General features: G+C 61.4%; 19 protein-coding genes. 11 read left to right on the top strand and 8 right to left on the bottom strand.

What is annotated here, in order from left to right:
* Nucleotides 1–19 precede the first annotated feature (19 nt).
* From CYA_RS08095 to CYA_RS15350, 7 genes are all read left to right on the top strand, one after another.
* Complete coding sequence (locus CYA_RS08095; protein WP_011430545.1) at nucleotides 20–361, top strand: hypothetical protein; 342 nt, start codon at nucleotides 20–22, stop codon at nucleotides 359–361.
* Nucleotides 362–416: 55 nt separating this feature from the next.
* Nucleotides 417–848 carry a DUF6464 family protein gene (locus CYA_RS08090; protein ID WP_041438398.1) on the top strand — a complete coding sequence of 144 codons (432 nt, stop codon included), beginning with the start codon at nucleotides 417–419 and terminating at the stop codon, nucleotides 846–848.
* Between the two features lie 20 nt (nucleotides 849–868).
* Nucleotides 869–1,567, top strand: coding sequence for an orotidine-5'-phosphate decarboxylase (pyrF, locus tag CYA_RS08085; RefSeq protein ID WP_011430543.1), 699 nt, complete (start codon nucleotides 869–871; stop codon nucleotides 1,565–1,567).
* A gap of 101 nt (nucleotides 1,568–1,668) precedes the next feature.
* Nucleotides 1,669–2,211 carry a hypothetical protein gene (locus tag CYA_RS08080; RefSeq protein ID WP_187147154.1) on the top strand — a complete coding sequence of 181 codons (543 nt, stop codon included), beginning with the start codon at nucleotides 1,669–1,671 and terminating at the stop codon, nucleotides 2,209–2,211.
* Nucleotides 2,208–3,305 carry a hypothetical protein gene (locus CYA_RS14745; RefSeq protein ID WP_228375226.1) on the top strand — a complete coding sequence of 366 codons (1,098 nt, stop codon included), beginning with the start codon at nucleotides 2,208–2,210 and terminating at the stop codon, nucleotides 3,303–3,305. The genes CYA_RS08080 and CYA_RS14745 overlap by 4 nt, the downstream gene beginning before the upstream one ends.
* 26 nt (nucleotides 3,306–3,331) lie before the next feature.
* A complete protein-coding gene (locus CYA_RS08070; protein ID WP_206336846.1) occupies nucleotides 3,332–4,363 on the top strand; it encodes a PLP-dependent aminotransferase family protein in 1,032 nt (343 codons plus the stop codon).
* 27 nt (nucleotides 4,364–4,390) lie between these two features.
* Nucleotides 4,391–4,537: a hypothetical protein gene (locus CYA_RS15350; RefSeq protein ID WP_206336951.1), complete on the top strand. Its 147-nt coding sequence runs from the start codon at nucleotides 4,391–4,393 to the stop codon at nucleotides 4,535–4,537.
* 248 nt (nucleotides 4,538–4,785) lie between these two features.
* Here the strand turns inward: CYA_RS15350 and CYA_RS08065 are convergent, their stop codons facing one another.
* The 4 genes from CYA_RS08065 to CYA_RS08050 form a co-directional block, all read right to left on the bottom strand.
* Entirely contained in the window at nucleotides 4,786–5,820 is a 1,035-nt protein-coding gene (locus CYA_RS08065) for a TMEM43 family protein (protein ID WP_143597352.1), read from the bottom strand.
* A 276-nt stretch (nucleotides 5,821–6,096) separates the two neighbouring features.
* Complete coding sequence (locus tag CYA_RS08060) at nucleotides 6,097–6,522, bottom strand: TerB family tellurite resistance protein (RefSeq protein ID WP_011430539.1); 426 nt, start codon at nucleotides 6,520–6,522, stop codon at nucleotides 6,097–6,099.
* An 88-nt stretch (nucleotides 6,523–6,610) separates the two neighbouring features.
* Nucleotides 6,611–8,413, bottom strand: coding sequence for an aminopeptidase P family protein (locus CYA_RS08055; RefSeq protein WP_011430538.1), 1,803 nt, complete (start codon nucleotides 8,411–8,413; stop codon nucleotides 6,611–6,613).
* A 176-nt stretch (nucleotides 8,414–8,589) separates the two neighbouring features.
* Entirely contained in the window at nucleotides 8,590–9,033 is a 444-nt protein-coding gene (locus CYA_RS08050) for a rhodanese-like domain-containing protein (RefSeq protein WP_011430537.1), read from the bottom strand.
* 133 nt (nucleotides 9,034–9,166) lie between these two features.
* Between CYA_RS08050 and CYA_RS08045 the strand changes: the two genes are divergently transcribed.
* Together CYA_RS08045 and ileS are read left to right on the top strand one after the other, a co-directional pair.
* Nucleotides 9,167–10,009: a nuclear transport factor 2 family protein gene (locus tag CYA_RS08045; protein WP_099834998.1), complete on the top strand. Its 843-nt coding sequence runs from the start codon at nucleotides 9,167–9,169 to the stop codon at nucleotides 10,007–10,009.
* Nucleotides 10,010–10,573: 564 nt separating this feature from the next.
* A complete protein-coding gene (gene ileS / locus CYA_RS08040) occupies nucleotides 10,574–13,339 on the top strand; it encodes an isoleucine--tRNA ligase (protein ID WP_049749824.1) in 2,766 nt (921 codons plus the stop codon).
* A gap of 29 nt (nucleotides 13,340–13,368) precedes the next feature.
* Here ileS and cysK read toward each other — a convergent pair whose 3' ends face one another.
* The gene (gene cysK, locus CYA_RS08035; protein ID WP_011430534.1) at nucleotides 13,369–14,349 is read right to left on the bottom strand and encodes a cysteine synthase A; all 981 of its coding nucleotides are present in this window, start codon (nucleotides 14,347–14,349) and stop codon (nucleotides 13,369–13,371) included.
* Between the two features lie 507 nt (nucleotides 14,350–14,856).
* Here cysK and dxs point away from each other — a divergent pair.
* On the top strand, nucleotides 14,857–16,806 hold the full coding sequence (gene dxs / locus CYA_RS08025; RefSeq protein ID WP_011430533.1) for a 1-deoxy-D-xylulose-5-phosphate synthase: 1,950 nt from the start codon (nucleotides 14,857–14,859) through the stop codon (nucleotides 16,804–16,806).
* 2 nt (nucleotides 16,807–16,808) lie between these two features.
* On the opposite strand, the gene CYA_RS08020 is transcribed toward dxs, so the two are convergent.
* The 3 genes from CYA_RS08020 to fbp form a co-directional block, all read right to left on the bottom strand.
* Nucleotides 16,809–17,723, bottom strand: coding sequence for a tetratricopeptide repeat protein (locus tag CYA_RS08020; RefSeq protein WP_228375223.1), 915 nt, complete (start codon nucleotides 17,721–17,723; stop codon nucleotides 16,809–16,811).
* Nucleotides 17,724–17,899: 176 nt separating this feature from the next.
* Nucleotides 17,900–19,450 (bottom strand): glucose-6-phosphate dehydrogenase, encoded by a 1,551-nt coding sequence (gene zwf, locus CYA_RS08015; RefSeq protein WP_011430531.1) that lies wholly within the window; start codon nucleotides 19,448–19,450, stop codon nucleotides 17,900–17,902.
* A 41-nt stretch (nucleotides 19,451–19,491) separates the two neighbouring features.
* Nucleotides 19,492–20,490, bottom strand: coding sequence for a class 1 fructose-bisphosphatase (fbp, locus tag CYA_RS08010; protein WP_011430530.1), 999 nt, complete (start codon nucleotides 20,488–20,490; stop codon nucleotides 19,492–19,494).
* A 256-nt stretch (nucleotides 20,491–20,746) separates the two neighbouring features.
* On the opposite strand from fbp, the gene ilvD reads away from it, so the two are divergent.
* Complete coding sequence (gene ilvD / locus CYA_RS08005) at nucleotides 20,747–22,444, top strand: dihydroxy-acid dehydratase (protein WP_011430529.1); 1,698 nt, start codon at nucleotides 20,747–20,749, stop codon at nucleotides 22,442–22,444.
* Nucleotides 22,445–22,500: the final 56 nt, after the last annotated feature.

Below are 22,500 nucleotides of genomic sequence, written 5' to 3'. Positions count from 1 at the left end.
CTCGCGGGGGAGGGATCCCATGCTTTGCCGGCTTGCCCTTCGGGGGTTGGTTTGGGTGGCTTTGTCTTTCCCTTTTGCCTTTGTCGGAGAAGCCCCTGCCCAGACCTCTCTGACGGGCATCAACCGCGACAACGTACTGCAACTGAACATCGGGCCCGGACGCCGCCTGGCTCCAGGGCCCGCAAAGGGTTCCGGCTCCGAGCAAGGCCAGGATCCCACCGTTCCCTCGGCGCTGATGTGGGCAGAGTGGCATATCCGCGCCAATGTTTGTACCGGCAACCTATCTGCCGAAGAATTGGCGGAGCTGTTTCCCTTGGTCAACCAAGAGTTAGTAGATGCCGTTTGTCAAGGGGGAAGTTAGCCGGCTTGCCCAGGCAAGCGGTAAGGTGAAAAGAAAGCTCTCAGGTTGCTGCTGCATGGATTTTGAGAAGCTCTTGGAGGAATGGGTGGCAGCCTTCACCCAGGCGGCGGAAGAAAGCCTCACCGCTTTGGAAGCCGCCCTGACGGAGTTGGCGGAACACCTGGCCGCGCCTCTCCAAGAAACCCTTCGGCAGTGGGAAGCCTTCTGGAGCCTGGAGGAGGAGCCGCAGCCCGGTTCAGAGCTCGATGAGGAAACGTTCAACCCTGCTGGGGGGGAGTCCTTCAGCACCAGCCGTTTCTTCGTCAGCCCACTGGGGTTCGGGGGTGTAGTTGTTTATACTTATGTCGCTTCGCCGCCTGGCTGGATTGGGGATCCCACCTGTCGCTACAATGCGCTTTCCCCGGAGTTGCGCTGTGCCGTCAACCCCTATGGCCCCTGTGAAGGCTGCTCCCACTATGAGCCGCGAGAGCGGAGCCCTTCGCGTTAGCCGGCCTGAGGGCTTTCGCCATGCAGGGTAGCCGCCTCATTGTTGCTCTAGATACCGCTTCTTGGGAGCAGGCCCTGAAGTGGGTGGATCGCCTGCCCCAGGTGCTGTGGTGGAAGGTGGGCCTGGAGCTGTTTACGGCTGTTGGCCCTCAGATTTTGCAGGCCCTTAAGGAACGGGGCAAGCGCATTTTTCTCGATTTAAAGCTGCACGACATTCCCCACACAGTGGGGCGGGCCGCTCAGGTGGCCGTTGGTTATGGGGTGGATCTGCTCACCGTTCATGCCGCTGGCGGCAGTGCCATGTTGCGGGCAGCAGTGGCCGCCACCCAGGGCAGTTCTTGCCGGCTGTTGGCAGTTACTCTTCTCACCAGCCTTGGCCCCGACCAGGTGCGGCAGGAGTTGGGCGTTGAACGAGATCCCGGCGACTATGTGTTGCAGTTGGCGCGGCTAGCTCTGGATCAAGGCGTGAGCGGGCTGGTCTGCTCCCCCCAGGAAGTGGGACGGCTACGGCAGGCTTTGGGGCCGGAGGTGCTGCTGGTAACCCCAGGGATCCGCCTTGGGGATCCAGAAGCGGAGGACGACCAGCGGCGGGTCTGCACCCCCGCGGCAGCGCTGCGGGCGGGGGCCGATTATTTGGTGGTGGGCCGCCCCATCACGGCGGCTGCGGATCCCGTTTCGGCCTGGCAACGCTTTCAAGCTGTAGAGGAAGCGATCGGCTGAGGATTGGGGCAATGCCGTTCCTAGGCTGGTGTAGCCGGCGAAGAAGACAAGCGGGCGGGTATCTTTTCCCCCACCCCGCCCGAGGGGGGTGGCGGATAGGTTTGTCGGCGGCTTTGGGGTTGTGCTGCCTTACTGCCACAGCAGCCAGAGGAGAAGTTTGTGCTGCCGATCCGCAAACCTGGGCTGAAGCCCTGACAGAGCAGTTGCCCTTGTTTCTCAATTTGGCCTTGAGCCGCGCCCGCTCAGACTTTCAGGTGGTGTTGGTGGGCCGGCCAGAGGCCGAACTCCTCTCTGCCGAGGAGCTGGCCCAGCTTCTGCCGGATAGCCCAGCCGCCTCGGCTTCCCAAGGCTTTCGCTTGTATTTCACCACGCTGGAGCGCCGCTTGGTTCTGCCCCAGCAGCCCGAGCGGGAGGATAACCCCCTAGCCGGTCGGCGCAGCGAAACCCTGCAACTGGCTTATGAAGCTTATGTGCTGCGGGCTACACCTGGGGATCCCTGGCAACTGGTGCGCCTGCAGGTTACCGGCGCCGGTGTTCCTGTCCGCGACGTCACCGAAGGACTGACCGCCCAAGCCATTCGTCGCTGGCAGGAGGCTGGGTGTCCCTTGACGGGCGATCTAGAGTTGACTAGGCCTACCCTATGAAGTTTCCCCCCGCCATGCCTCCTCAGGGCAAACGGCTGTCTCGTCCCTCTTTTCCTCAACTGAGCCTGTCCAGGGCGGACAAACGTCGGCACCACCGCCCAGACGGGCTCAGTTGGGTGAGCCACTGGCTGCTGTGGGGAGGGATGGGGTTGCTGCTGGGTCAGCGGCTCCGCTTTGTGGGGCAACCGGCTCAGATGCTGTGGTGGCGCGCTGTGCCCATCAGTGGCCCTGAGGGATCCCTGCCCCCTGTCCAAGCGGAACTGCCTCTCTACCATTCAATTGCAAACGGGCTACTGCCCTGGCTGGCTGAGGGAACCGGGATCCCCCCCGAAGGGATCCTGCGAGCTGTCTCGGCCCTGGCCTGCCTGGTAATCCTGCTGTTGTGCTGGAGCTGGGGCAATTTCTGGAGCGCTGGCCTGTGGGGACTCAGCCCCTGGGTGCTGACCCAGGGTTTGGAGCCGGGCAACGAGATCTTGGCCAGCCTGGTCTTGTTGGTCAGCAGCGGTGTTGGACCGGGATCCCGCCTGCGCTGGGGGGGTTTGGCGCTGGCCTGTGCCTTGAGCTACAAAGTTTGGCTCTTGGCCCTGCTCTGGGGGGCGCTATGGACTAGCCAACACTGGCCGCGGCAGCGGTTGCAAGGGCTACTCTGGCTGCTGCTGGTGATTGGCCTCTCCTGGTTGCTGCGGGTCGAGCTGCCCGCCGATCCCTTCACCGGGACAGAGCGCTTTCCTACGGCGACGGTGTCCTATTCGCTCACCAGCCAAAGCGGCCTGGCTGTTCTGGCCACCTTGATGTTGCCCTTGGGGCTGGCCTTGGTGCGGCTGGGTTGGCCCTGGGCGGAACGCCAACAAACCCTGCTCAGCTTGGCTGGTTTGGGCCATGTCCTGTGGATGGGGGTGCTAGCAGCTTGGCTTTGGGATCCCCAGATGAACCTGTTGCAGCAAAGCGCCCGTTGGGGCCTGGTGGCCCTGCCCTTTTTGTGCCTGAGTGCCGGTGGCGTCTTGGCGGAGATCCCCTGCCGGGGCTGGCGACAGTTTTTGGGATCCCTGCTCTTAGCCAGCTCGTTCTTGTTATCGTGGCAAGCGTTGGCCTGAGTTCTTCTCCTGCCTTGAAGATTCGGATGCGGCCCCTCTTAGAGACCCTGTTCGCCCGGCGGGCCCAGGCGGTGATCCCGCCTCCTGTTGGCGCGGAGATCGCTGGGGCGGTGCCGGTAGTAACCAGTTTTACCTTTGGCCTGGCGGATCCGCGGTTGTTTCCCAAGGCCGACCTGGCGCGGGCGACAGCGGAGGTGTTGGCGGAAGATGGGGATGCTGCCCTCAATTACGGCGGCACCTTTGCCGGGTTGATCGAGGTGGTGCAGCAGTTGATGCGGGCCAGAGGGGTGGAGGCGCAGCCGGAAAACCTCTTGATCGGCTATGGCTCTGGGCAGATCCTTGGCCTCTTGCCCCAGGTCTTTGTGGAGCCGGGGGATGTGGTGATCGTGGAGGGGCCCACCTTCATGGGGGCGGTCAGCCGTTTTGCGGCGGCAGGGGCGCGTCTGATCTCGATCCCGGTGGATGGGGAGGGCATGGTGGTGGATCGCCTGGAAGAGGTGTTGCGCGAGCTAGCCCGCCAAGGGATCCCACCCCGCTTTATCTACACCATTCCCACCTTTCACAACCCTAGGGGCTGCACCCTCTCTTGGCCGCGGCGGCAGAAGCTGCTGCAGTTGGCGGCTGAATACGGCGTGGTGGTGGTGGAGGACGAGGCCTACTACGACCTGCGCTTTGTCGGGGATCCCTTGCCCAGTTTGGCCGCGCTGGATAAAGAGGGCTGGGTTCTGCACGTGGGCACCTTTTCCAAGATTGTGGCGCCGGGGGTGCGGGTGGGCTGGGCCTGTGGCCATCCCGAGATCATCCGCCGCTTGGAGATGTTTCGCAGCGAGGGATCCCTGGGGCCTTTTTTGGGCCGGGTGGTGGCCCGATACTGCGGGGAAGGCCGCCTAGAGAGCCACATTCAGCTTTTGATCCGCCGTTACCGAGAAAAGTGCCACCTGATGTTGGAGGCCATCGCTCAATGTTTTCCCCCTGAAGTCAAGGTGGAGGCCCCTGGGGGTGGATTCTTTATCTGGTGCGAGCTGCCCCCTCCCCTGAGTGCCAACACCTTGCTGTAGGCCACCCGAGCGCTGGGGGTAACTTTCTTGCCGGGTACCCACTGCTTTGCTGATGGCCAAGGGGATCACGCCCTGCGCCTCGCCTTCAGCTACCAACCGGAAGAGCGCATCCTCAGCGGCATCCAGATCCTCGGAGAGCAACTGTACAAACTCATGGGCCAACGATCAATATAGGAAAAAGAATCTGCTAGGGCAGCCACAAAGCGGCTCTTAACCTTCGGGGATTAGTAGGTTGGTCGCTCCAAATTGCGTTGAAACCGTTTGCCTTGATCCCCAGCTCCTTTTGTCCTTCGGGAGAGAAGTTGGGGGTGAGGGGAAAGTAAGAGGAATCGAGACAAGCTATTTCGCTGCTCTTCGGAGCAGCCATATTTGAATGGATGCAGCAGCGCTGCAAGCTCTTTGCTGTGCCGGCAGAGGAACTCTTAAAAACCTGCCACTTGCCGTCTGGGACGTCGCCCCAGCACGTTGAGGATGAAAACTCCCGCCACACCCAAACAGAGGAGCAGCGCCACCGGATTATGCACTATCGATGAGACTAAAATAGTCGTCCCTATTAAAACCAAGGCTATGAAAAAGGTGACCACTCTCGTCATAGATCGCCCCAGGCCGCTTAGAAAAGGAAAGATGCTGAGCATCGTATGAAGGGGGACGAAGAAAGAGTCGGCCCCGATCCACATCATCAAGAATCCCACAAAGCGCAGGATCCAAGTCAGGGCATTGTGTTCGGCAGCAAGACGCTCAATGGCTGCAAATCGATCGCTGGCAAATAGCCGATAAAATCGAATGCTGCGCGGCCCCAGGTAGCTCTCTAGGCTGTTAGGGGTGGCCAAACGACCAAAGACAGTTACTTGAGTTCCGCTGTACAAGGCAGTGTACGAAGTTCGCATATCGCCAATTTGTGGATTGGCCAGGGTTCCCCGCCCCTTGAAAACATAAGAGCCTTCCACCCTAGCTGGGATCCCCGGGATCAACGTTTGGGGCTCCAGAGGAACAGCGTAGGGAGTTTCGATCTGCAAATCTTGCATTCCAATTCGGTAATTCCCAATTTGAGCCTGGCTGACTCGAAAGAGTTGGCTGGAAAAAGCCATCGGTGGGTTGACGTGCTCACTGCTGCGATAAAACCGGCTTGAATCTTCGGGGTTTTCCGTCCAGACTTTGGTGTAAGTATAGATTGTCTCTCTGACTTCCGATCCGCCAAACTCCTCTTGAGTGCGAGTTTCTTTTTCCTCTTCCCAAGCATACATTTCCGCCTTGCGCCTGACGGCAATATACGGCCCTGGCCGCAGGAAGAGATTATCGCCCAAAAGCTCATTGCTGGTAATTGGGCCTGTGAGCGATACTAAGCTTCCAAGAGGCGCAGAGGGCGAGCCCAATGGACTGATTTCAATGGCCCCAGTTGCCACTTGGGCAAGGTTGACCCGCCCCTCATTCCAAAACAAAAGCCAGAACGATCCCAAAAATAAATCAATCCAACAAACACTGATACAAAAGAACTGGCCAGCCGCGAGCCAAACCCAACCCGCTCTACCTGTCTATAACGCTCAGCCATAGCCCTGTCCCCAGCGATGGCTTCAGTCTAGCACAGCCCCTTCTATTTATCCATGAAATCTAGCCGTTTTATAGAATTATAGAATTCAGAGCAAGTTTTTAACTTTTCCAAACTTATGTCTATTCCAGAAGTAGATTGCACCTCGTACAGGTTATGAGAACCCTATTTTTCAGCTAAGAATTGATTAAGCAATGTCCCCCCTTACAGCCTTGACCAGGCGCCGGAAAAACTGCCCCACGCCCTTCACCAGATGGGGTGCCGATTCTGGGCGAGGCGGGATCCCTGCCATTAGGGTGTAGTAGTCATCCAAAAGGTCGTGCTCTTCCGGAGAAACGGCGTTGTCGGCCATCATCAGGTTGCCGATTGCCCCCAGAAGTTGTAGGCGCTCGGTTTCGGTGGCCTGGGCGAGATAATCGGCCATCCAGCGCTCCGTTTGCGCCATCGGAATGGGCTCTTGGATCAGCTCTCGCAGCTCGGCATCGTGCTCCAAACCATAGCGGCGCAGCAGGGATCTCAGATAGGCCAACTCCTGCGGCTCTAGGTGCCCATCGGCCCAGGCGGAGCCGGCCACAATTTTGAGGATGAGCCGATGTTGGGTTGTCGGGTTCATGGCGGGATCCCTTGTCGCTAGAGGTGCCGCTGGCGGTCGGGGTTCTGGGGCCCTGAGCGAGCTGGGAAGGGGCTGGCCAGGGGCAGTCTCACTCGGCGAGGCCGCAGGCGCGTTTTAACCAGGCGGCATCTTGTTCTGACAAGGTGGCGTGGTGAATGGCGTAGACCTGGCGGTGATACTCCTCAAGCCAAGCCCGCTGTGCCTCGTCCAAGAGATCCCAATCGATCAGCCGCCTATCGAAAGGGATCCAAGTCAGGGAGCGAAAGCCCATCCAGCCCTCTGGCTCCGGAATTGCAATCACTTCGTAGAGGTTCTCTAGGCGAATTCCACCCCAGCCCGGCTGGTAGTAGCCCGGCTCGATACTGGTGATCATGCCTACCTTGAGGGGGGTGCTGGCGCGGCGGTGGATCCCGTTGGGCCCCTCGTGGACGTTCAAAAAGGCGCCGACACCGTGGCCGGTACCGTGGCCGTAGTCCAGCCCCGCTTGCCAAAGGCTGGAACGGGCAATGCCATCCAAGGAGACGCCGTAGGTATCGGGGGGGAAGATCTGACGGGCGCAGTGAATGTGGGCTTTGAGCACCTCGGTGTAGCGCCGCCGGCACAGGGGATCCGCCGGTTGCGGGCCAATCCAGAGGGTGCGGGTAGCGTCGGTCGTGCCCCCCAGGTAGTGGGATCCGGAATCCAACAGAAACAACTCGCCTGTCTGCAAGAACTTCTGGGGATCGGGGGTGCCGTAGTGGACGATGGAGCTGTTGGCGCCGGCCCCAGCAATGGTGTTGAAGCTCAGGCCCACCCAATCCCCTTCCTCGCGGTAGTGGGCCTCCATAACAGCGGCCACATCGGCTTCGCTGATGGGGATCCCTGCTTGGATTTGCCGGTCAATCCAGGCCAGGGTGCGGATCTTGGCCCGGCTGGCTTTGCGGTTGGCCAGGCGCATCTGCTCCAGCTCGGTGGGGTTTTTGACCGCCTTGAGGAGATCCACGGGGTGATCCAACTCGCGACAGGTTGCCCCCCGCAGCAGCTCTTGCGTGCCCTGGGTAGTCTGCTTGGGATCTACTCCCACTGGCCCGTAGCGCTCGGCCCACTGGGGCAGTTGTTCCCGGTAGGCCTCGTAGGGCCAGAGCTCTACCCCTGCCTCAGCCAGCACTTGCTTTGCGGAGGGAGTGAGGCGCTCCAGATCAGTAAACAGGGCAACCCTCTCCAGGGCAACTAGCGCATAGGCGCGGAAGACCGGGTTGTAGGGAATGTCGGAGCCGCGCAGGTTAAACAGCCAAGCTACCTGATCCAGTTTGGTTAGGGACAACAGTCCCACCCGCTTGCGGCGCATCTCCTGGCGCACCTGGGCCAGCTTGTCGCTGGGGGGGGCTCCGCAGAGCTGGGCAGGGACAGGGTAGATGGGTTGCTCCAAGAGGGCTTGGCTAGATTCCTTGGCCAGCTTGTCCAGTGGGTTTTCGCTAACCGGCACCAACAGCACTCCTCCGGCTTGGGCGTGGGCTTGCAACTGGCGGTAGGTGGCCACCGACACCGTAAAAGGATCCACCCCCAGGCGAAAGCCGGATCCCAGCTCTTCCACGATCTCCATCAGGCTGGGCTGATCCGGCAGGCCGCCTTTGATCACCGTAAACAGGTTGGGATCCACCTCCCGCTCCGCCTGCTCGTGGTAGCGGGGATCCACCCACAGCCAGGCGCGGTCTTGGCTGATTAGGGCATCGCCCACCGAGCCGGTAAAGCCCGTGATCCACTGCCGCCGCTTGCGATATTCCAGCAAATACTCATTGAGGTGCTCATCAGCCGAAGGCACCCAAAAGCCATCGAGATTTTGTTCCTGCAAAAGCTGGCGCAACTGCTGCAAACGAGTGGCAATATCCAGGCGGGGCAGGGTTTGGAGCATGGTGGGGATGAGAGGGAGATCTGGGCTGATGACCTTAGAGACCAATATAGTTCTCTTTACCTTGGGAAAGCAGATGGGAAGAGAGGAACCGGCTACCTAGGCCGCTGGTCAACTGCGAAGCAGTAGCCAAGGGCTTCTGCGTTATTGCTAGGCGACGCGGTTGCGAACGCACCGCTCTAACTCCCCTCTCCCTCTGGGAGAGGGGCTGGGGGTGAGGGCGCTTCTGGGAGAGGGGCTGGGGGTGAGGGCTGAGATTCGGGAAAGCCGGCCTCTCGCCAAGCGCGGATCCCGCCGTCCATGGAGATCACGCGGCGGTAGCCCATCTTTTGCAGGTTATCGGCTGCCAGCGCCGAACGAAAGCCGCCGCCACAATAGAGGACAATCTCGGCTTCTTTGTCTGGGATCACCTTCTCGATGTCCCGCTCGATAATGCCTTTGCTGAGGTGAATGGCGCCGACGATGTGGCCGGCCTGCCACTCCGACTCTTCCCGCACGTCGACCAAATAAAAGGGATCCCCTTGCAGTTGTTTCTGCCTGACTTGCTCGACTGTCAGCTCTTGGATGCGGCTTTTGGCCTCGTTGACCAAAGCTAAGAAAGCAGGGGAGTGGTGGGACGCCATGCACACCTCGCCGAGAACCCAGCTCCCAGGATAAACCCAGGCCCACTCCAGTGAGGCAACGCCAAACCTCAAAACCTCGATCCTCAGCAAGCTAAACTAAAGAAAGGCAGATTTGCCGCCGGAGGCCCCCAGTTTGAGCTTCCAATCCACCCTTTCCCAACTGCTTGGGTTCCTTGCTCTGACTTTGAGCTGGGGGATCCCTTTGCCCAGCAAGGCAGCGGCCCAGGCTGCCCCCTTGCCTCTGGAAAGCGGGATCCAAAAACAGGTCTCCGCCCCGGCACCGGCTCCCTTGGTGAAGTGGCTGCAAGAGCAAATAGAGGCCGCCAACCGGCGGGATCTGGAGGAGGTGATGGCCGGCTATAGCCCCGACTTCCGCCACCGCGACGGCCTGGATCGGCAGGGGGTGGAAAGGGCCATTCGCAAGCTGTGGGAGGCCCATCCCCAGCTGACCTACGCAGCGGAAATTCTCTCTTGGCGGCGGCTAGGCCCTGAGATCGTGGCCGAGATCGCCAGCCAAGTGCAGGGATCCCAATCTTCAGGGCGGGGGGAGTTTCAGGTGCAGGCCTCTGCCCTGGTGCGCAACCGCTACCGCCCGAATGCGGCCAAGCCGGAGCAACTGCTGTTGGTGGAGCAGGAAGTGCTGCGGGAGGCCAGCACCCTCACCTCCGGCTCGGCGCCCCCCACCGTCACCTTCAGGTTGCCGGAGGTGGTCAAGCCGGGATCCCCCTACTCGCTGCAGGCCATTGTGGCCGAGCCCCTTGCCCAATCTTTGCTGTTGGGCGCCGTCGAGGAGCAGCCCGTGGCTGCGGCCGGCTACTTAGATCTAACTTCGTTTGCCCTTGAACCTCTGCAGGCGGGCGGGCTCTTCCTGCAGGCAGATGCGCCGCCAGAAGCTGGCGCCCGCTGGCTCTCGGTGATGCTAGTCAACCAGAGTGGCCTTGTTGTCGAAAGCCGGCGCCTCGTCATTCAACCCTGAGGGATCGACAGCCCTTAAGGACTCTTGACCTGGGTAGTTGTTGAGATCTTTTGGGCGAAGCTGAGATTTGAGAGGTCTGGAAGCCCTCGGAAGATTTCTGCTCGACTCCAAGCCCCGGCGGTCGTCGAAAACTTGCAGAAAAACTATCCGCTCTCCCCCACCACCCAGGCAAAACAGGCGGTCCAGGAGAGAGCGGTCTAGCGGGCCTTCAACTGGAACCTGACTGCCGGGAGGAACTCCAAGCGAGCCAGAACGCGAAGACTCCTCAGCAAGCTAAGGATCTGAGTTCAGGCCGTTAGAGAACAGCCCCGGCGCACAGCCGGCTGAACCCAACTTGACGACCCTTACAACAACTACTATCTGGCATCCGCTGGAACCTCCCTTACTCAACGACATCCTGAGGCTAGCACAAATCTTTACCAAGGTGGCGGGCCGGATCCCTTCCCCTCAGGCCAAGGAGACTGAGAACGAGGCAACGGCGTAGGATAGAAGGACGCCCTTTAGCCTGCTCAAGTTGCCGTGGACTACAAAAGTACCCTCAACCTGCCGCAAACCCAGTTTCCCATGCGGGCGGAGGCTGCCAAGAGGGAGCCCGCCATCCAAGCCTTTTGGCAGGAAGAGCAAATCTATCAGCGTCTGTCGGAGAACAATCCTGGGGATCCCTTTGTGCTGCACGATGGGCCGCCCTATGCCAATGGCGACATCCACATGGGCACCACCCTCAACAAGATCCTCAAGGACATCATCAACAAGTACCACCTCCTGCAGGGGCGCAAGGTGCGCTATGTGCCCGGCTGGGATTGCCACGGTCTGCCCATCGAGCTGAAGGTGTTGCAAAGCCTCTCCCCCCAGGAGCGGCAGAGCCTCACCCCCCTACAACTGCGGCAAAAGGCCAGAGAGTACGCCTTGCACTACGTCAACGTGCAGCGGGCCAGTTTTCAGCGGCTGGGGGTATGGGGAGATTGGGATCGGCCCTACCTGACCCTATCGCCGGAGTACGAGGCGGCCCAGATCGAGGTGTTTGGCCAGATGGCCCTTAAAGGCTACATCTACCGCGGCCTCAAGCCCGTCCACTGGAGCCCCAGCTCCCAGACAGCCCTGGCGGAAGCGGAGCTGGAATATCCCGACAACCACATCTCCCCCAGCATCTACGTAGCTTTTCCTCTGCAGAGCCTCAGCCCGGCGGCGCAGCCGATTTTGGAGCCCTTCTTGCCAGGCCTGCGGGCGGCCATCTGGACGACTACCCCGTGGACGATCCCGGCCAACTTGGCTCTCTGTTTCAATCCCAAGCTTACCTATGCGGTGGTGGAGTCTCCCCGCTTCGGCCTACTACTGATTGCCGCCGATTTGCGGCAGCGGCTGGAGAAAGTCCTGGAGACCCCGTTAGAGGTCAAGGCCACCCTGCCGGGATCCGCCCTGGAGTACTGCCAGGGACGCCACCCCCTCTTCGACCGCAGCAGCCTCTGTGTGCTGGGGGACTATGTTACCACCGAGTCCGGCACCGGCATTGTCCACACGGCGCCGGGGCATGGGGAAGAGGACTTCAAGACCGGCCAAAAATACGGCCTGCCCATCCTCAGCCCTGTGGATGAGCAGGGGAGATTCACCGCCGAGGCCGGATCCCAGTTTGTCGGGCTAGATGTGCTCTCCAAAGAACCAGAAACCAGTGGCAACCTAGCTGTCATTAAGGCTTTGCGGGCTGTCGGCGCCCTGCTCAAGGAAGAACCCTACAACCACAAATACCCCTACGACTGGCGCACCAAAGAACCAACCATCTTCCGGGCCACCGAGCAGTGGTTTGCCTCTGTAGCCGGCTTCCGGGAGCTGGCTCTGCAGGCCATCAAAACCGTGAAGTGGATCCCGCCGGAAGGGGAAAACCGCATCACCGCCATGGTCAAGGAGCGCTCCGACTGGTGTATCTCCCGCCAGCGGGCCTGGGGCGTGCCCATCCCCGTCTTTTACGACGAGGAGACCGGCGAGGTGCTGCTCACAGCCGAAACTATCGACCACATCAAGGCCATCTTCGCCCAAGAGGGATCCGACGCCTGGTGGAAGCGCCCGGTGGAAGAGCTGCTGCCGGAGCAGTACCGCCGCCATGGCCGCACCTACCGCAAGGGCACAGACACCATGGATGTCTGGTTTGACTCCGGCTCCTCCTGGGCGGCGGTGGCCCGGGCACGCGGGTTGGGCTACCCCGTGGATCTCTACCTGGAGGGTTCCGACCAGCACCGGGGTTGGTTCCAGTCCAGCTTGCTGACTTCCGTGGCCGTCAACGGCCAGGCCCCTTACAAGGCGGTGCTCACCCACGGCTTTGTGCTGGACGAAAAGGGCCAGAAGATGAGCAAGTCCCTGGGCAACGTCATCGATCCCCTGCTGCTCATCAACGGCGGCAGCAATCCGCAGACGGATCCCGCCTACGGGGCCGATGTGCTGCGGCTGTGGGTCTCCAGCGTCGACTACTCCGGCGATGTGCCGATAGGCAAGACCATTCTGGGGCAGATGGCGGATGTCTACCGCAAGATCCGCAACACGGCCCGCTTTTTGCTGAGCAACCTCTACGACTTCAACCCGGCGCAGGATGCTGTTCCTTTTGAAGCGTTGACGGAGTTGGATCGCTACATCCTGCACCGCCTGCAGGAGGTGGGAGCGGAGATCACCGAATCGTTTGAAAACTACCAGTTCTACCGCTTTTTCCAAGCGGTTCAAAACTTCTGTGTCGTGGATCTCTCCAATTTCTACTTGGATATCGGCAAGGATCGCCTCTACATCAGCCACGCCCGCAGCCTGCGGCGGCGGCAGTGCCAGACGGTGCTGTCGCTGGTGCTGGAGAACTTGGCCAAGGCCATTGCCCCCGTGCTCTCCCACCTAGCCGAAGAGATCTGGAGCTACCTGCCCTACCCCAAGCCCACCCGCTCGGTGTTCGAAGGGGGCTGGATGCGGCTGCCGGAGCAGTGGCGGGATCCCCAGTTGGCCGCCACCTGGGAAAAGCTGCGGGCGGTGCGGCAGGAGGTGAACAAGGCCCTGGAGCAGGCCCGCACCGACAAGGTCATCGGCGCTTCCACCGAGGCCAAACTCATCCTCAAGGTGGCGGATCCCCACCTACATGCCCTGCTGGAGGAGCGGGCAGCCGAGCTGCGCTACCTGTTTATCACTTCCCAAGTCGAGTTGGTCAAGGCCGGCCCTGGAGAGGAGGATCTACAGGTTGCCGTTCAGCCAGCGGAGGGGAAAAAATGCGTGCGCTGCTGGAACTATTCCACCCGGGTGGGCGAGTTTGCCGAACACCCAGAGCTGTGCGAGCGCTGTGTGGCAGCCCTGGCCGGCGAATTTTGAACGTCGGATGGATTGTCGGAATTGTTGGCCTAGGTTGGGTTGGCCTGCAGGATCCCGGCGTCGGCCTCCTCCCGCTCCAGGTTGCGGAAGAGGGGCGTGCTCAGGTAGCGCTCGCCAAAGCTGGGCTGGATCATCACGATCAGCTTGCCGGCGTTTTCCGGTCGCCGCCCCACCTGGATAGCGGCAGCCAGGGCTGCCCCGGTGGAGATGCCGGAGAGGATCCCTTCTTCTTTGGCCAGGCGGCGGCTGTAGACCATGCTCTCCTCGTCATCTACCGCAATTACCTCGTCCAGCAGGTCGCGCCGCAACACCTCCGGCACAAACCCCGCCCCGATGCCCTCGATGCGGTGAAAACCGGGCCGCCCTCCACTTAAAACAGCACTGGCCTTGGGCTCGACGGCCACCAGTCGAATGGAGGGTTTTTGGCTTTTGAGGAAGCCGCCTGCCCCTGTGATGGTGCCGCCGGTACCCACCCCCGCCACCAAGATGTCCACCTGGCCATCGGTATCCTCCCAGATCTCCGGGCCAGTGGTGCGGGCGTGGATTTGAGGGTTGGCCGGATTGGTGAATTGGCCCAGCATATAGGCATTGGGGGTGCGGCGCACGATCTCTTCGGCCTTCCAGATGGCCTCCCCCATGCCGCCGGCGCTGCTGGCCAGGTGCACCTCTGCTCCGTAAGCCTTCAGCAGCCGCCGCCGCTCCAGGCTCATGCTCTCAGGCATAACGATGATCAGCCGGTAACCCTTGGCAGCAGCAGCCATGGCCAGGCCAATGCCGGTATTGCCAGAGGTGGGCTCCACCAAGATGGTCTTGCCGGGGGTGATCAAGCCAGCTCGTTCGGCAGCCTCGATCATGCTCACGGCAATGCGATCTTTCACCGAGGCGGCAGGGTTAAAGCTCTCCAATTTCACGACGATCTCAGCCAGACACCCTTCGGATTGAGGGATCCGGTTTAGCCGCACAAGAGGGGTACGACCGATGAGCTGAGTGATGTTGGCGGCAATTTTCATGGTTCACAAAAAGGCAGAAACCGATCGCGACAGCAGGCCGTCGGCCTCAAGTCCAGAGCAGCCGAGGGCCTTGTGCGATGCTAACCCCTGCATGAGCTCCTTGGTGCTCCCTCTCAGGATCTCACTGCCCTTGGACCAGGGGATCCCGATGTTTTCCGAAGTTCCGCAGGGGATGGCAACAAAACCCGCCCAGAAAATGATTTAGCTGAAGGGGGTTCGGGGGTAGATCAGCCCCGCACTGTACTGTCGAGAGGCAGTCAGTGCCAGATACCCCCGTCGCAGACTCGCAACAATAAAATGGATCTAGTTGTAGAAAACGGCGTTGCCGGAACCTGGTGCAACTACGCGGTAGGGCATTCCATGTCTGCATCCCTAACGGCACGGCAAAGCCGAACGCAGAGGGTTCTTGCAGAAGCTCCCCGACGAAGCGAGAAGCCCGCACTCTATACGTCAGCATGAGTGCGGGAGTATGTCACAGTGAGATTACACCGGAAGGACAAGTCCCCTATGCACCTGAGTGAGATCACTCACCCCAACCAGCTCCGCAACCTCAGCCTCAGCCAGTTGCGCAGCCTAGCCCGCCAGATTCGCGAAAAGCACTTGCAAACGGCTGCCAACTCTCCAGTCGGCTGTCACCTGGGGCCGGGGCTGGGCGTGGTGGAGCTGACCTTGGCGCTCTACAAAACCCTCGACCTGGATCGCGACAAGGTGATTTGGGATGTGGGCCACCAAGCCTATGCCCACAAAATGCTTACTGGCCGCTACCACAACTTCCATACCATTCGCCAGAAAGGAGGGATTTCCGGCTACCTCAAGCGGAGTGAGAGCCGCTTCGACCACTTTGGGGCCGGGCACGCCTCCACCAGCATCTCGGCAGCCCTGGGCATGGCCATCGCTCGGGATCGGCGGGGAGAAAACTTCAAGGTGGTGGCCATCATCGGGGATGGCGCCCTGACTGGGGGCATGGCCTATGAAGCCATCAACCACGCCGGGCACCTGCCCAAGACCAACTTGATGGTGATTCTCAACGACAACGGCATGTCGATTTCCCCCAATGTGGGGGCCATCCCGCGCTATTTAAACCGCCTGCGCCTCAGCCCACCGGTGCAGTTTTTGGCCGACAGCCTGGAGGAGCAGCTAAAGAACCTACCTCTAGTTGGCTCCAGCCTCAGCCCGGAAATCGACCGTCTCAAGGAGACGGTGAAGCTGGTTACTGCCGTGCAGAACAACAAGGCCGGCATCATCTTTGAGGAGCTGGGCTTTACCTACGTAGGGCCGGTGGACGGGCACAACCTGGCGGAATTGTTGGATGCTTTTGAGCTGGCCCACGGCATCTCTGGGCCGGTGCTGGTGCACGTGGCTACGGTCAAGGGCAAGGGCTACCCACCGGCAGAGGCTGAGCAGGTAAGCTATCACGCCCAATCCCGCTTCGACCTAGCCACCGGCAAACCCTATCCTCCTACCAAACCCACTCCCCCTAGCTATAGCAAGGTCTTCGGCCACACTCTTTGTAAACTGGCGGAGCGGGATCCCCGCATCATTGGCATCACGGCGGCTATGGACACCGGCACCGGCCTAGACAAGCTCAAAGAAAAACTGCCGGATCAGTTCGTGGATGTGGGGATTGCCGAGCAGCACGCTGTTACTTTGGCTGCTGGCATGGCCTGCGAGGGGATGCGACCGGTGGTGGCCATCTATTCCACCTTCCTGCAGCGGGCCTACGACCAGATCATCCACGATGTCTGCATTCAAAAGCTGCCGGTCTTTTTCTGCTTGGATCGGGCAGGGGTGGTGGGAGCGGACGGCCCCACCCACCAGGGCATGTACGACATTGCCTATCTGCGCTGCATTCCCGAGATGGTGCTGATGGCCCCCAAAGACGAGGCGGAGCTGCAGCGCATGGTGGTGACCGGGATCCAGTACACAAAGGGCCCCATCGCCATGCGTTACCCGCGCGGAGCTGGCGTGGGGGTGCCTCTGGCCGAAGAGGGGTGGGAGCCCATTCCCATCGGCAAAGCAGAGGTGCTGCGCAGCGGCGGCGAGGTCCTGATCCTAGCCTATGGGTCGATGGTGCATCCCAGTTTGCAGGCAGCGGAGATCCTCAAGGAACACGGCATCTCCACGACGGTAGTCAATGCCCGCTTTGCCAAGCCTCTGGATACCGAGCTGATCCTGCCCCTGGCCCAACAGAGCCGCCTGGTGGTGACGGTGGAAGAAGGCTGCCTCATGGGCGGGTTTGGCTCGGCAGTGGGGGAAGCTCTCCTGGATGCCGATATCCGAGTGCCGCTGTTGCGCCTGGGGGTGCCGGATGTGTGGGTGGAGCACGCCACTCCTGAAGAATCGCTGGCGGAACTGGGCCTGAACAGCGTCGGCATTGCCGAGCGCATCCGGGCCAAGGTCGAGGCCCTTCAGGGACAGAGGGCCTCGCAGGCTCAAGCTATTCTGGGCAGCTCCTGAGCCTACTCTTTCCCAAGGCCCATCTGCTGGTTGAACTGCTCGATGGCGGCTTGCTGCAGAGCCTCTGCAACAGGACGGGTGCGCAGGAGGATTTGCACATCCCGCAGCAGGTTCTCCCGCCACAGGTTCTCCCGCAGCACCTCTAGCCGGGCATAGCTGGGATCCAGGCGCATGGCCTTGGCCCCCAGTTCTTCCGCCCGTTCGGTTTCGCCGCGAACGTAGAGGGCCGTAGCCAGGGCTAGGTAGGGCTCTGCCACCGCGTCGTTCATCTCGATGGTGCGTTCCCAGCGCTCGATGGCCGCCTCCAGATCCCCTTGTTCATAGTCCACCAGGCCGATGTTGTTCATGGCCGGCCAATAGGCGGGATCCAACTCCAAGGTTTTCTCATACTCCTGCCGGGCGCGATCCCATTGGTCGAGCATGAGGTAGGCATTGCCCAGTTGAAAGCGGGCGTTGGGGCTATCTGGCTGCAAGGCAACAGCCCGTTCCAGGGTTTCAGCGGCGGCAAAATAGCTGCCCTGCCGCAAGTAAGCCACTCCCAGGGAGTAGAGGACATCCCCATCCTGGGGAGCCAGAGCGCGGGCCCTTTGCAGCACCTGCACGGCCTGGGCAGAGTTCCCCAGCTCCAGATAGACGTTGCCCAAAACGTAGAGCAGCTCGGAAGAGGTGGGCACCATGGCCACCGCCAGTTGCAGGCGGCGCAGCGCCTCTTCCGTCTGGCCAAACTGGGCCAGCCGCAGCGCGTCCGTGGCCAGTTGCAGCCCCTGCGCCCGCATCAACTCCCCATTGGGCAGGGGAACACGCAGCAACACCTGGGCTCGAGCGGGATCCCATTTCCCTCTCCCCAACACCATGGCGAGGCCCAGCGGCAAGGTTAGCAAAAACCGGACAGACAACCGGAATAACAGTGGCGGCATGACACCCACGCAAAAACAGGCCATGCCCATGTTAGCTGCAGCAAGCGGGGATCCTTCCTGCCAGGACTGGTTTCAACCATATTGCTATCCAACGCTGTCGCGAACGTGTCGGCGGCCTCCAACTCCCCCCTCCCTGAGGAAGAGGGGCTGGGGGTAAAGGCAGCGATTGAAACAAACTAGAGGCGTCGCCACCGCCGCCCCGACTGGGCCAGCAGGTCTTCGGCGGCCTTCGGCCCCCAGGTGCCGGCTTCGTAGGTGTACAGCGGCGGCGCAACGCTGCTGCCATTGCCGCCGGGCTGGGCTTCCCAGGCCGATAAAACCGGCGTCACCACCCGCCAGGCGGCTTCCACCTCGTCAGCGCGGGTGAACAGGGTGGGATCCCCCAGCAGGCAGTCCAACAGTAGGCGCTCGTAGGCATCTGGCGTGGTTGACCCAAAGGCTGTCCCGTAGCGAAAATCCATTTCCACCGAGCGGGTGCGGATCTCCGGCCCCGGCATCTTGGCCTCAAAGCGCAAGGAGATGCCCTCGTTGGGCTGTATGCGCAGCACCAGGATGTTGGGGCTCACCTCCCGCGCTGCCGAAGGAAAAAGAGATAGCGGCACCTGCTTAAAGTAGATGGCCACCTCGGAGACCTTCTTGGCTAGGCGCTTGCCGGTGCGCAGGTAAAAGGGCACCCCCTGCCACCGCCAGGTGTCGCATTCCAGTTTCAGGGCAACGTAGGTGGGGGTTTGCGAGTTGGGGTTAACATTGGGCTCTTGGCGATAGCCTGGCACCGGCTTGCCGCCAATCCAACCAGGGCCGTACTGGGCCCGCACTGCTGCCGCAGCTACATTGCGAGTGTCCGCCAGGCGGGTGGCCTGCAGCACCTTAGTCTTTTCGTTGCGCACGCCGTCGCTGCGCAAGGAGACGGGCGGCTCCATGGCAGTCAGGCAATAGATCTGCATCAGGTGGTTTTGCACCATGTCCCGCAGAGCGCCGGCAGCGTCGTAGTAGCCGGCCCGGTCCTCCACCCCCACCGTTTCCGCTACCGTAATCTGCACGTGGTCGATGTAGTTGCGGTTCCAGAGAGGCTCAAAGATGGCGTTGGCAAAGCGAAAGACCAGCAGGTTTTGCACCGTCTCTTTGCCCAGGTAGTGGTCGATGCGGTAGACCTGCTCTTCCTGACAGATGCGCTGCACAAGGCGGTTCAGCTCCTGGGCCGAGGTGAGGTCGTGGCCGAAGGGCTTTTCAATCACCACCCGCGTCCTGGTTGGATCCGCCAGCATCCCCGCTGCCCCCAACTGCTGGAGGGCCTGGGCATAGAAGTCCGGCGCCACCGCCAGGTAAAACACGCGGTTGCCGCGGGTGCCCCGCTCTTCGTCCAATTCGCTGAGGAATTGCTTGAGGCGCAGGTAGCCCTCGGCATCGCCAATATCCAGGCGACAGTAAAACAGGCGGCTGGCGAAGTCCTGCCAGAGGGCTTCTGGCCCCAGATCTTGGGGGGCAAATTCTTCCAGGGCCGCCCGCATCTTGTCCCGATAGACCTCGTGGCTCCAGTCGCGCCGGGCCACCCCCACCAGGGTAAACTCCGGCGGCAGCCGTCGCTGCACGAATAGCCGGTAGTAGGCCGGGATCAGCTTGCGGGCGGCCAGATCTCCGGAAGCACCAAACTGCACCAAAATACAAGGATCCGGAATGCGCTCTTGGTTGAGGCCAACGCGCAAGGGGTTTTCAGTCAGGGTTGCCATAGGGTCGGCTCAGCTTGGGTGGGCGGGGTTGGGAAGGGTGGCTAGGGGGTCAACGACCCTTCCAGGCAGCGCAACACTTCTTCCACATTCTTGCGGCTGCCGATAATCAAAGGCACTCGTTGGTGCAGGGATTGGGGCACGATGTCCAGGATGGCCTCGGTGCCGGTGGTGGCTACGCCTCCCGCCTGCTCAGCCAAAAACGCCAGCGGGTTGGCCTCGTACATCAGCCGCAGCTTGCCCTCTGGTTTTTGCCGGGTGCCAGGGTAGAGATACACTCCTCCCTGCAACAGGATGCGGTGAAAATCCGCCACCAGAGCGCCGCTGTAGCGGGCGGTGTAGCCATCGCGGCGGTGGACATAGCGGACATAGTTCTGGATCCCTTCGCTCCACTGACAGAAGTAGCCCTCGTTAAGGCTGTAGACGGAGCCGCGTTCGGGAATGCGAAGGTCGCTCTTGGAGAGGATGAACTCGCCCAAGCTGGGATCCAGGGTAAAACTGTGTACTCCCTTGCCGACGGAATAGACCAGTTGCGTGCTGGGGCCGTAGAGGATGTAGCCGGCGGCCAGTTGGCGACGGCCTGGCTGGAGGAGATCTTGGTTGTCTGCTTCCGGACGATCCTCAAGGGGGTGAAGAACGGAGAAGATAGAGCCGACGCTGAGGTTGGCGTCAATGTTGGAGGATCCATCCAAGGGATCGATCAGCAGGGCCAAGCGGCTGAGGGAGCAGTTTTCCGGCAGGCGGGCCGGCGTTTTCAGCTCTTCTGATACCAGCCGGCACACCAGGCCGGTCTGCTCCAAAGCGCGGATGAAGGCCCGGTTGGCGTAGTCGTCCATCCGCTGCTGCTCTTCCCCCTGCACATTGACGCTGCCGGTTACCCCCAGCGTCCCCTCGATCAGCCCTGCCTGGCTGAGGCGGCGGGCGATCATCTTGCCGGCCAGAGCAATGCGGTTCATCAGGGCGCTGAAGTCTTGGGCCTCAGGGGTAAAGCCGCTAAACTGCTGCAGCACATGCCGGGAGAGGGTAAGCACATCCCGCGCCATCTCGCGCTCGGCGCTGCTGGGCACTACGGGCGGAGAAGAACTGACCACCATAATCGCAGGCTTCCTCAGGATTCTTACTAGCTAGGCTGGCCAATCCCGACAGCGAGAGCCGAGAACTTACAGGGTTGCTTTAGATTTGGCCTGCCGGCAGGGTTCTCGTTCGGCTTGCCTGGCGAAAAACCGAGTAGGATAGGTTCTACTTGTTTTTTTTGAATTGGATCCCAGCGCGGGCTTATTGTCCCGCTCTTTACCTATGATGGCCAACCCTCCTTTTCCGCTGCGCAGCCAAGTGGTCACCCAGGGGGTGCAGCGCTCTCCCAACCGCGCCATGCTCAGGGCCGTGGGCTTCCGTGATGAGGACTTCGGCAAGCCCATCGTCGGCATTGCCAACGCCCACAGCACCATCACTCCCTGCAACATCGGCATCCAAACCCTGGCCGAGCGCGCCGAAGCTGCCCTCAGGGCCGCCGGCTGCATGCCTCAGGTCTTCGGCACCATCACCATCAGCGACGGCATTTCCATGGGTACGGAGGGGATGAAATACTCCTTGGTGTCGCGGGAGGTGATCGCCGATTCTATCGAGACGGTGGTCAACGGCCAGAGCATGGATGGTCTCTTGGCCATCGGCGGCTGCGACAAAAACATGCCGGGGGCGATGATCGCCATGGCCCGTCTCAACGTGCCCGCCATCTTCGTCTACGGCGGCACCATCAAGCCGGGGCATTACAACGGCCGCGACCTCACCATCGTCAGCGCCTTTGAAGCCGTAGGGGAGTACAGCGCTGGCCGCATCTCCGAGGACGAGCTGCTGGCAGTCGAGCGCCATGCTTGTCCCGGTGCTGGATCCTGCGGCGGCATGTACACGGCCAACACCATGTCCAGCGCCTTTGAGGCCATGGGCATGAGCCTGCCCTACTCTTCCACGATGGCGGCAGAGGACGAAGAGAAAGCCGAAAGCGCTGCCCAATCGGCCAAGGTCTTGGCTGAGGCCATCCAAGCCAATATCCGACCCCGGGACATCATCACCCGCCAGAGCATTGAGAACGCCATCTCGGTCATCATGGCGGTAGGGGGATCCACCAACGCCGTGCTCCACTTTTTGGCCATTGCCCACGCAGCAGAAGTGCCCCTGACGCTGGATGACTTCGAGACCATCCGCGCCCGCGTGCCCGTCCTCTGCGACCTCAAGCCTTCAGGCCGGTTTGTTGCCACCGATCTGCACCGGGCCGGCGGGATCCCCCAAGTAATGAAGATCTTGCTCAACCACGGCCTGCTGCACGGCGACTGCCTCACCATCTCCGGCCAGACGATTGCCGAGGTTTTGCGGGACGTGCCCGACGAGCCCAGCCCCGACCAAGAGGTCATCCGCCCCTGGCACAGCCCCCTTTACCCCCAAGGGCACATCGCTATCCTCAAAGGCAACCTCGCGCCCGAAGGGGCGGTGGCCAAGATCAGCGGCGTCAAGACTCCCAAGATCGCGGGGCCGGCGCGAGTCTTCAACTCAGAAGAATCCTGCCTGCAGGCCATCCTCGCCGGCCAAATTCGACCGGGGGACGTAGTGGTGATCCGCTACGAGGGCCCCAAGGGCGGCCCCGGCATGCGGGAGATGCTCTCCCCCACTTCGGCCATCATCGGCGCCGGCCTGGGGGACAGCGTGGGCCTGATTACCGATGGCCGCTTCTCCGGCGGCACCTACGGCATGGTGGTGGGCCATGTGGCCCCTGAGGCCTACGTAGGCGGCCCCATTGCCCTGGTGGAGGAAGGGGATCTCATTACCATCGATGCCCCCGCTCGCCTGTTGCACCTGCATGTTAGTGAGGAAGAGCTGGCCCGCCGCCGCGCCCGCTGGGCTCCGCCCGAGCCCCGCTACAAACGGGGTGTTCTGGCCAAGTACGCCAAGCTGGTCTCCAGCAGCAGCCTGGGGGCAGTGACGGATTTAAACCTGTGGGATTAATTCCTCGTAGCCCTGGCGTCTCAACCTAACCTGAAGCGACTATGAGTGCAAGAAAG

It is taken from the genome of Synechococcus sp. JA-3-3Ab, from assembly GCF_000013205.1.
In the GTDB taxonomy this organism is placed as follows: Bacteria; Cyanobacteriota; Cyanobacteriia; order Thermostichales; family Thermostichaceae; genus Thermostichus.
This window is presented reverse-complemented; position numbering and strand designations above follow the sequence as displayed.

Bases quoted from the DNA above. Each gene is read 5' to 3' on its own strand.
- zwf (WP_011430531.1), bottom strand. From the start codon at position 19,450: ATGGCAACCCTGACTGAAAACCCCTTGCGCGTTGGCCTCAACCAAGAG.
- ileS (WP_049749824.1), top strand. From the start codon at position 10,574: ATGCGGGCGGAGGCTGCCAAGAGGGAGCCCGCCATCCAAGCCTTTTGG.
- pyrF (WP_011430543.1), top strand. From the start codon at position 869: ATGCAGGGTAGCCGCCTCATTGTTGCTCTAGATACCGCTTCTTGGGAG.
- CYA_RS08020 (WP_228375223.1), bottom strand. From the start codon at position 17,723: ATGCCGCCACTGTTATTCCGGTTGTCTGTCCGGTTTTTGCTAACCTTG.
- CYA_RS14745 (WP_228375226.1), top strand. From the start codon at position 2,208: ATGAAGTTTCCCCCCGCCATGCCTCCTCAGGGCAAACGGCTGTCTCGT.
- CYA_RS08060 (WP_011430539.1), bottom strand. From the start codon at position 6,522: ATGAACCCGACAACCCAACATCGGCTCATCCTCAAAATTGTGGCCGGC.
- fbp (WP_011430530.1), bottom strand. From the start codon at position 20,490: ATGGCGCGGGATGTGCTTACCCTCTCCCGGCATGTGCTGCAGCAGTTT.
- cysK (WP_011430534.1), bottom strand. From the start codon at position 14,349: ATGAAAATTGCCGCCAACATCACTCAGCTCATCGGTCGTACCCCTCTT.
- CYA_RS08070 (WP_206336846.1), top strand. From the start codon at position 3,332: ATGCGGCCCCTCTTAGAGACCCTGTTCGCCCGGCGGGCCCAGGCGGTG.
- CYA_RS08050 (WP_011430537.1), bottom strand. From the start codon at position 9,033: ATGGCGTCCCACCACTCCCCTGCTTTCTTAGCTTTGGTCAACGAGGCC.
- dxs (WP_011430533.1), top strand. From the start codon at position 14,857: ATGCACCTGAGTGAGATCACTCACCCCAACCAGCTCCGCAACCTCAGC.
- CYA_RS08090 (WP_041438398.1), top strand. From the start codon at position 417: ATGGATTTTGAGAAGCTCTTGGAGGAATGGGTGGCAGCCTTCACCCAG.
- CYA_RS08095 (WP_011430545.1), top strand. From the start codon at position 20: ATGCTTTGCCGGCTTGCCCTTCGGGGGTTGGTTTGGGTGGCTTTGTCT.
- CYA_RS08055 (WP_011430538.1), bottom strand. From the start codon at position 8,413: ATGCTCCAAACCCTGCCCCGCCTGGATATTGCCACTCGTTTGCAGCAG.
- ilvD (WP_011430529.1), top strand. From the start codon at position 20,747: ATGGCCAACCCTCCTTTTCCGCTGCGCAGCCAAGTGGTCACCCAGGGG.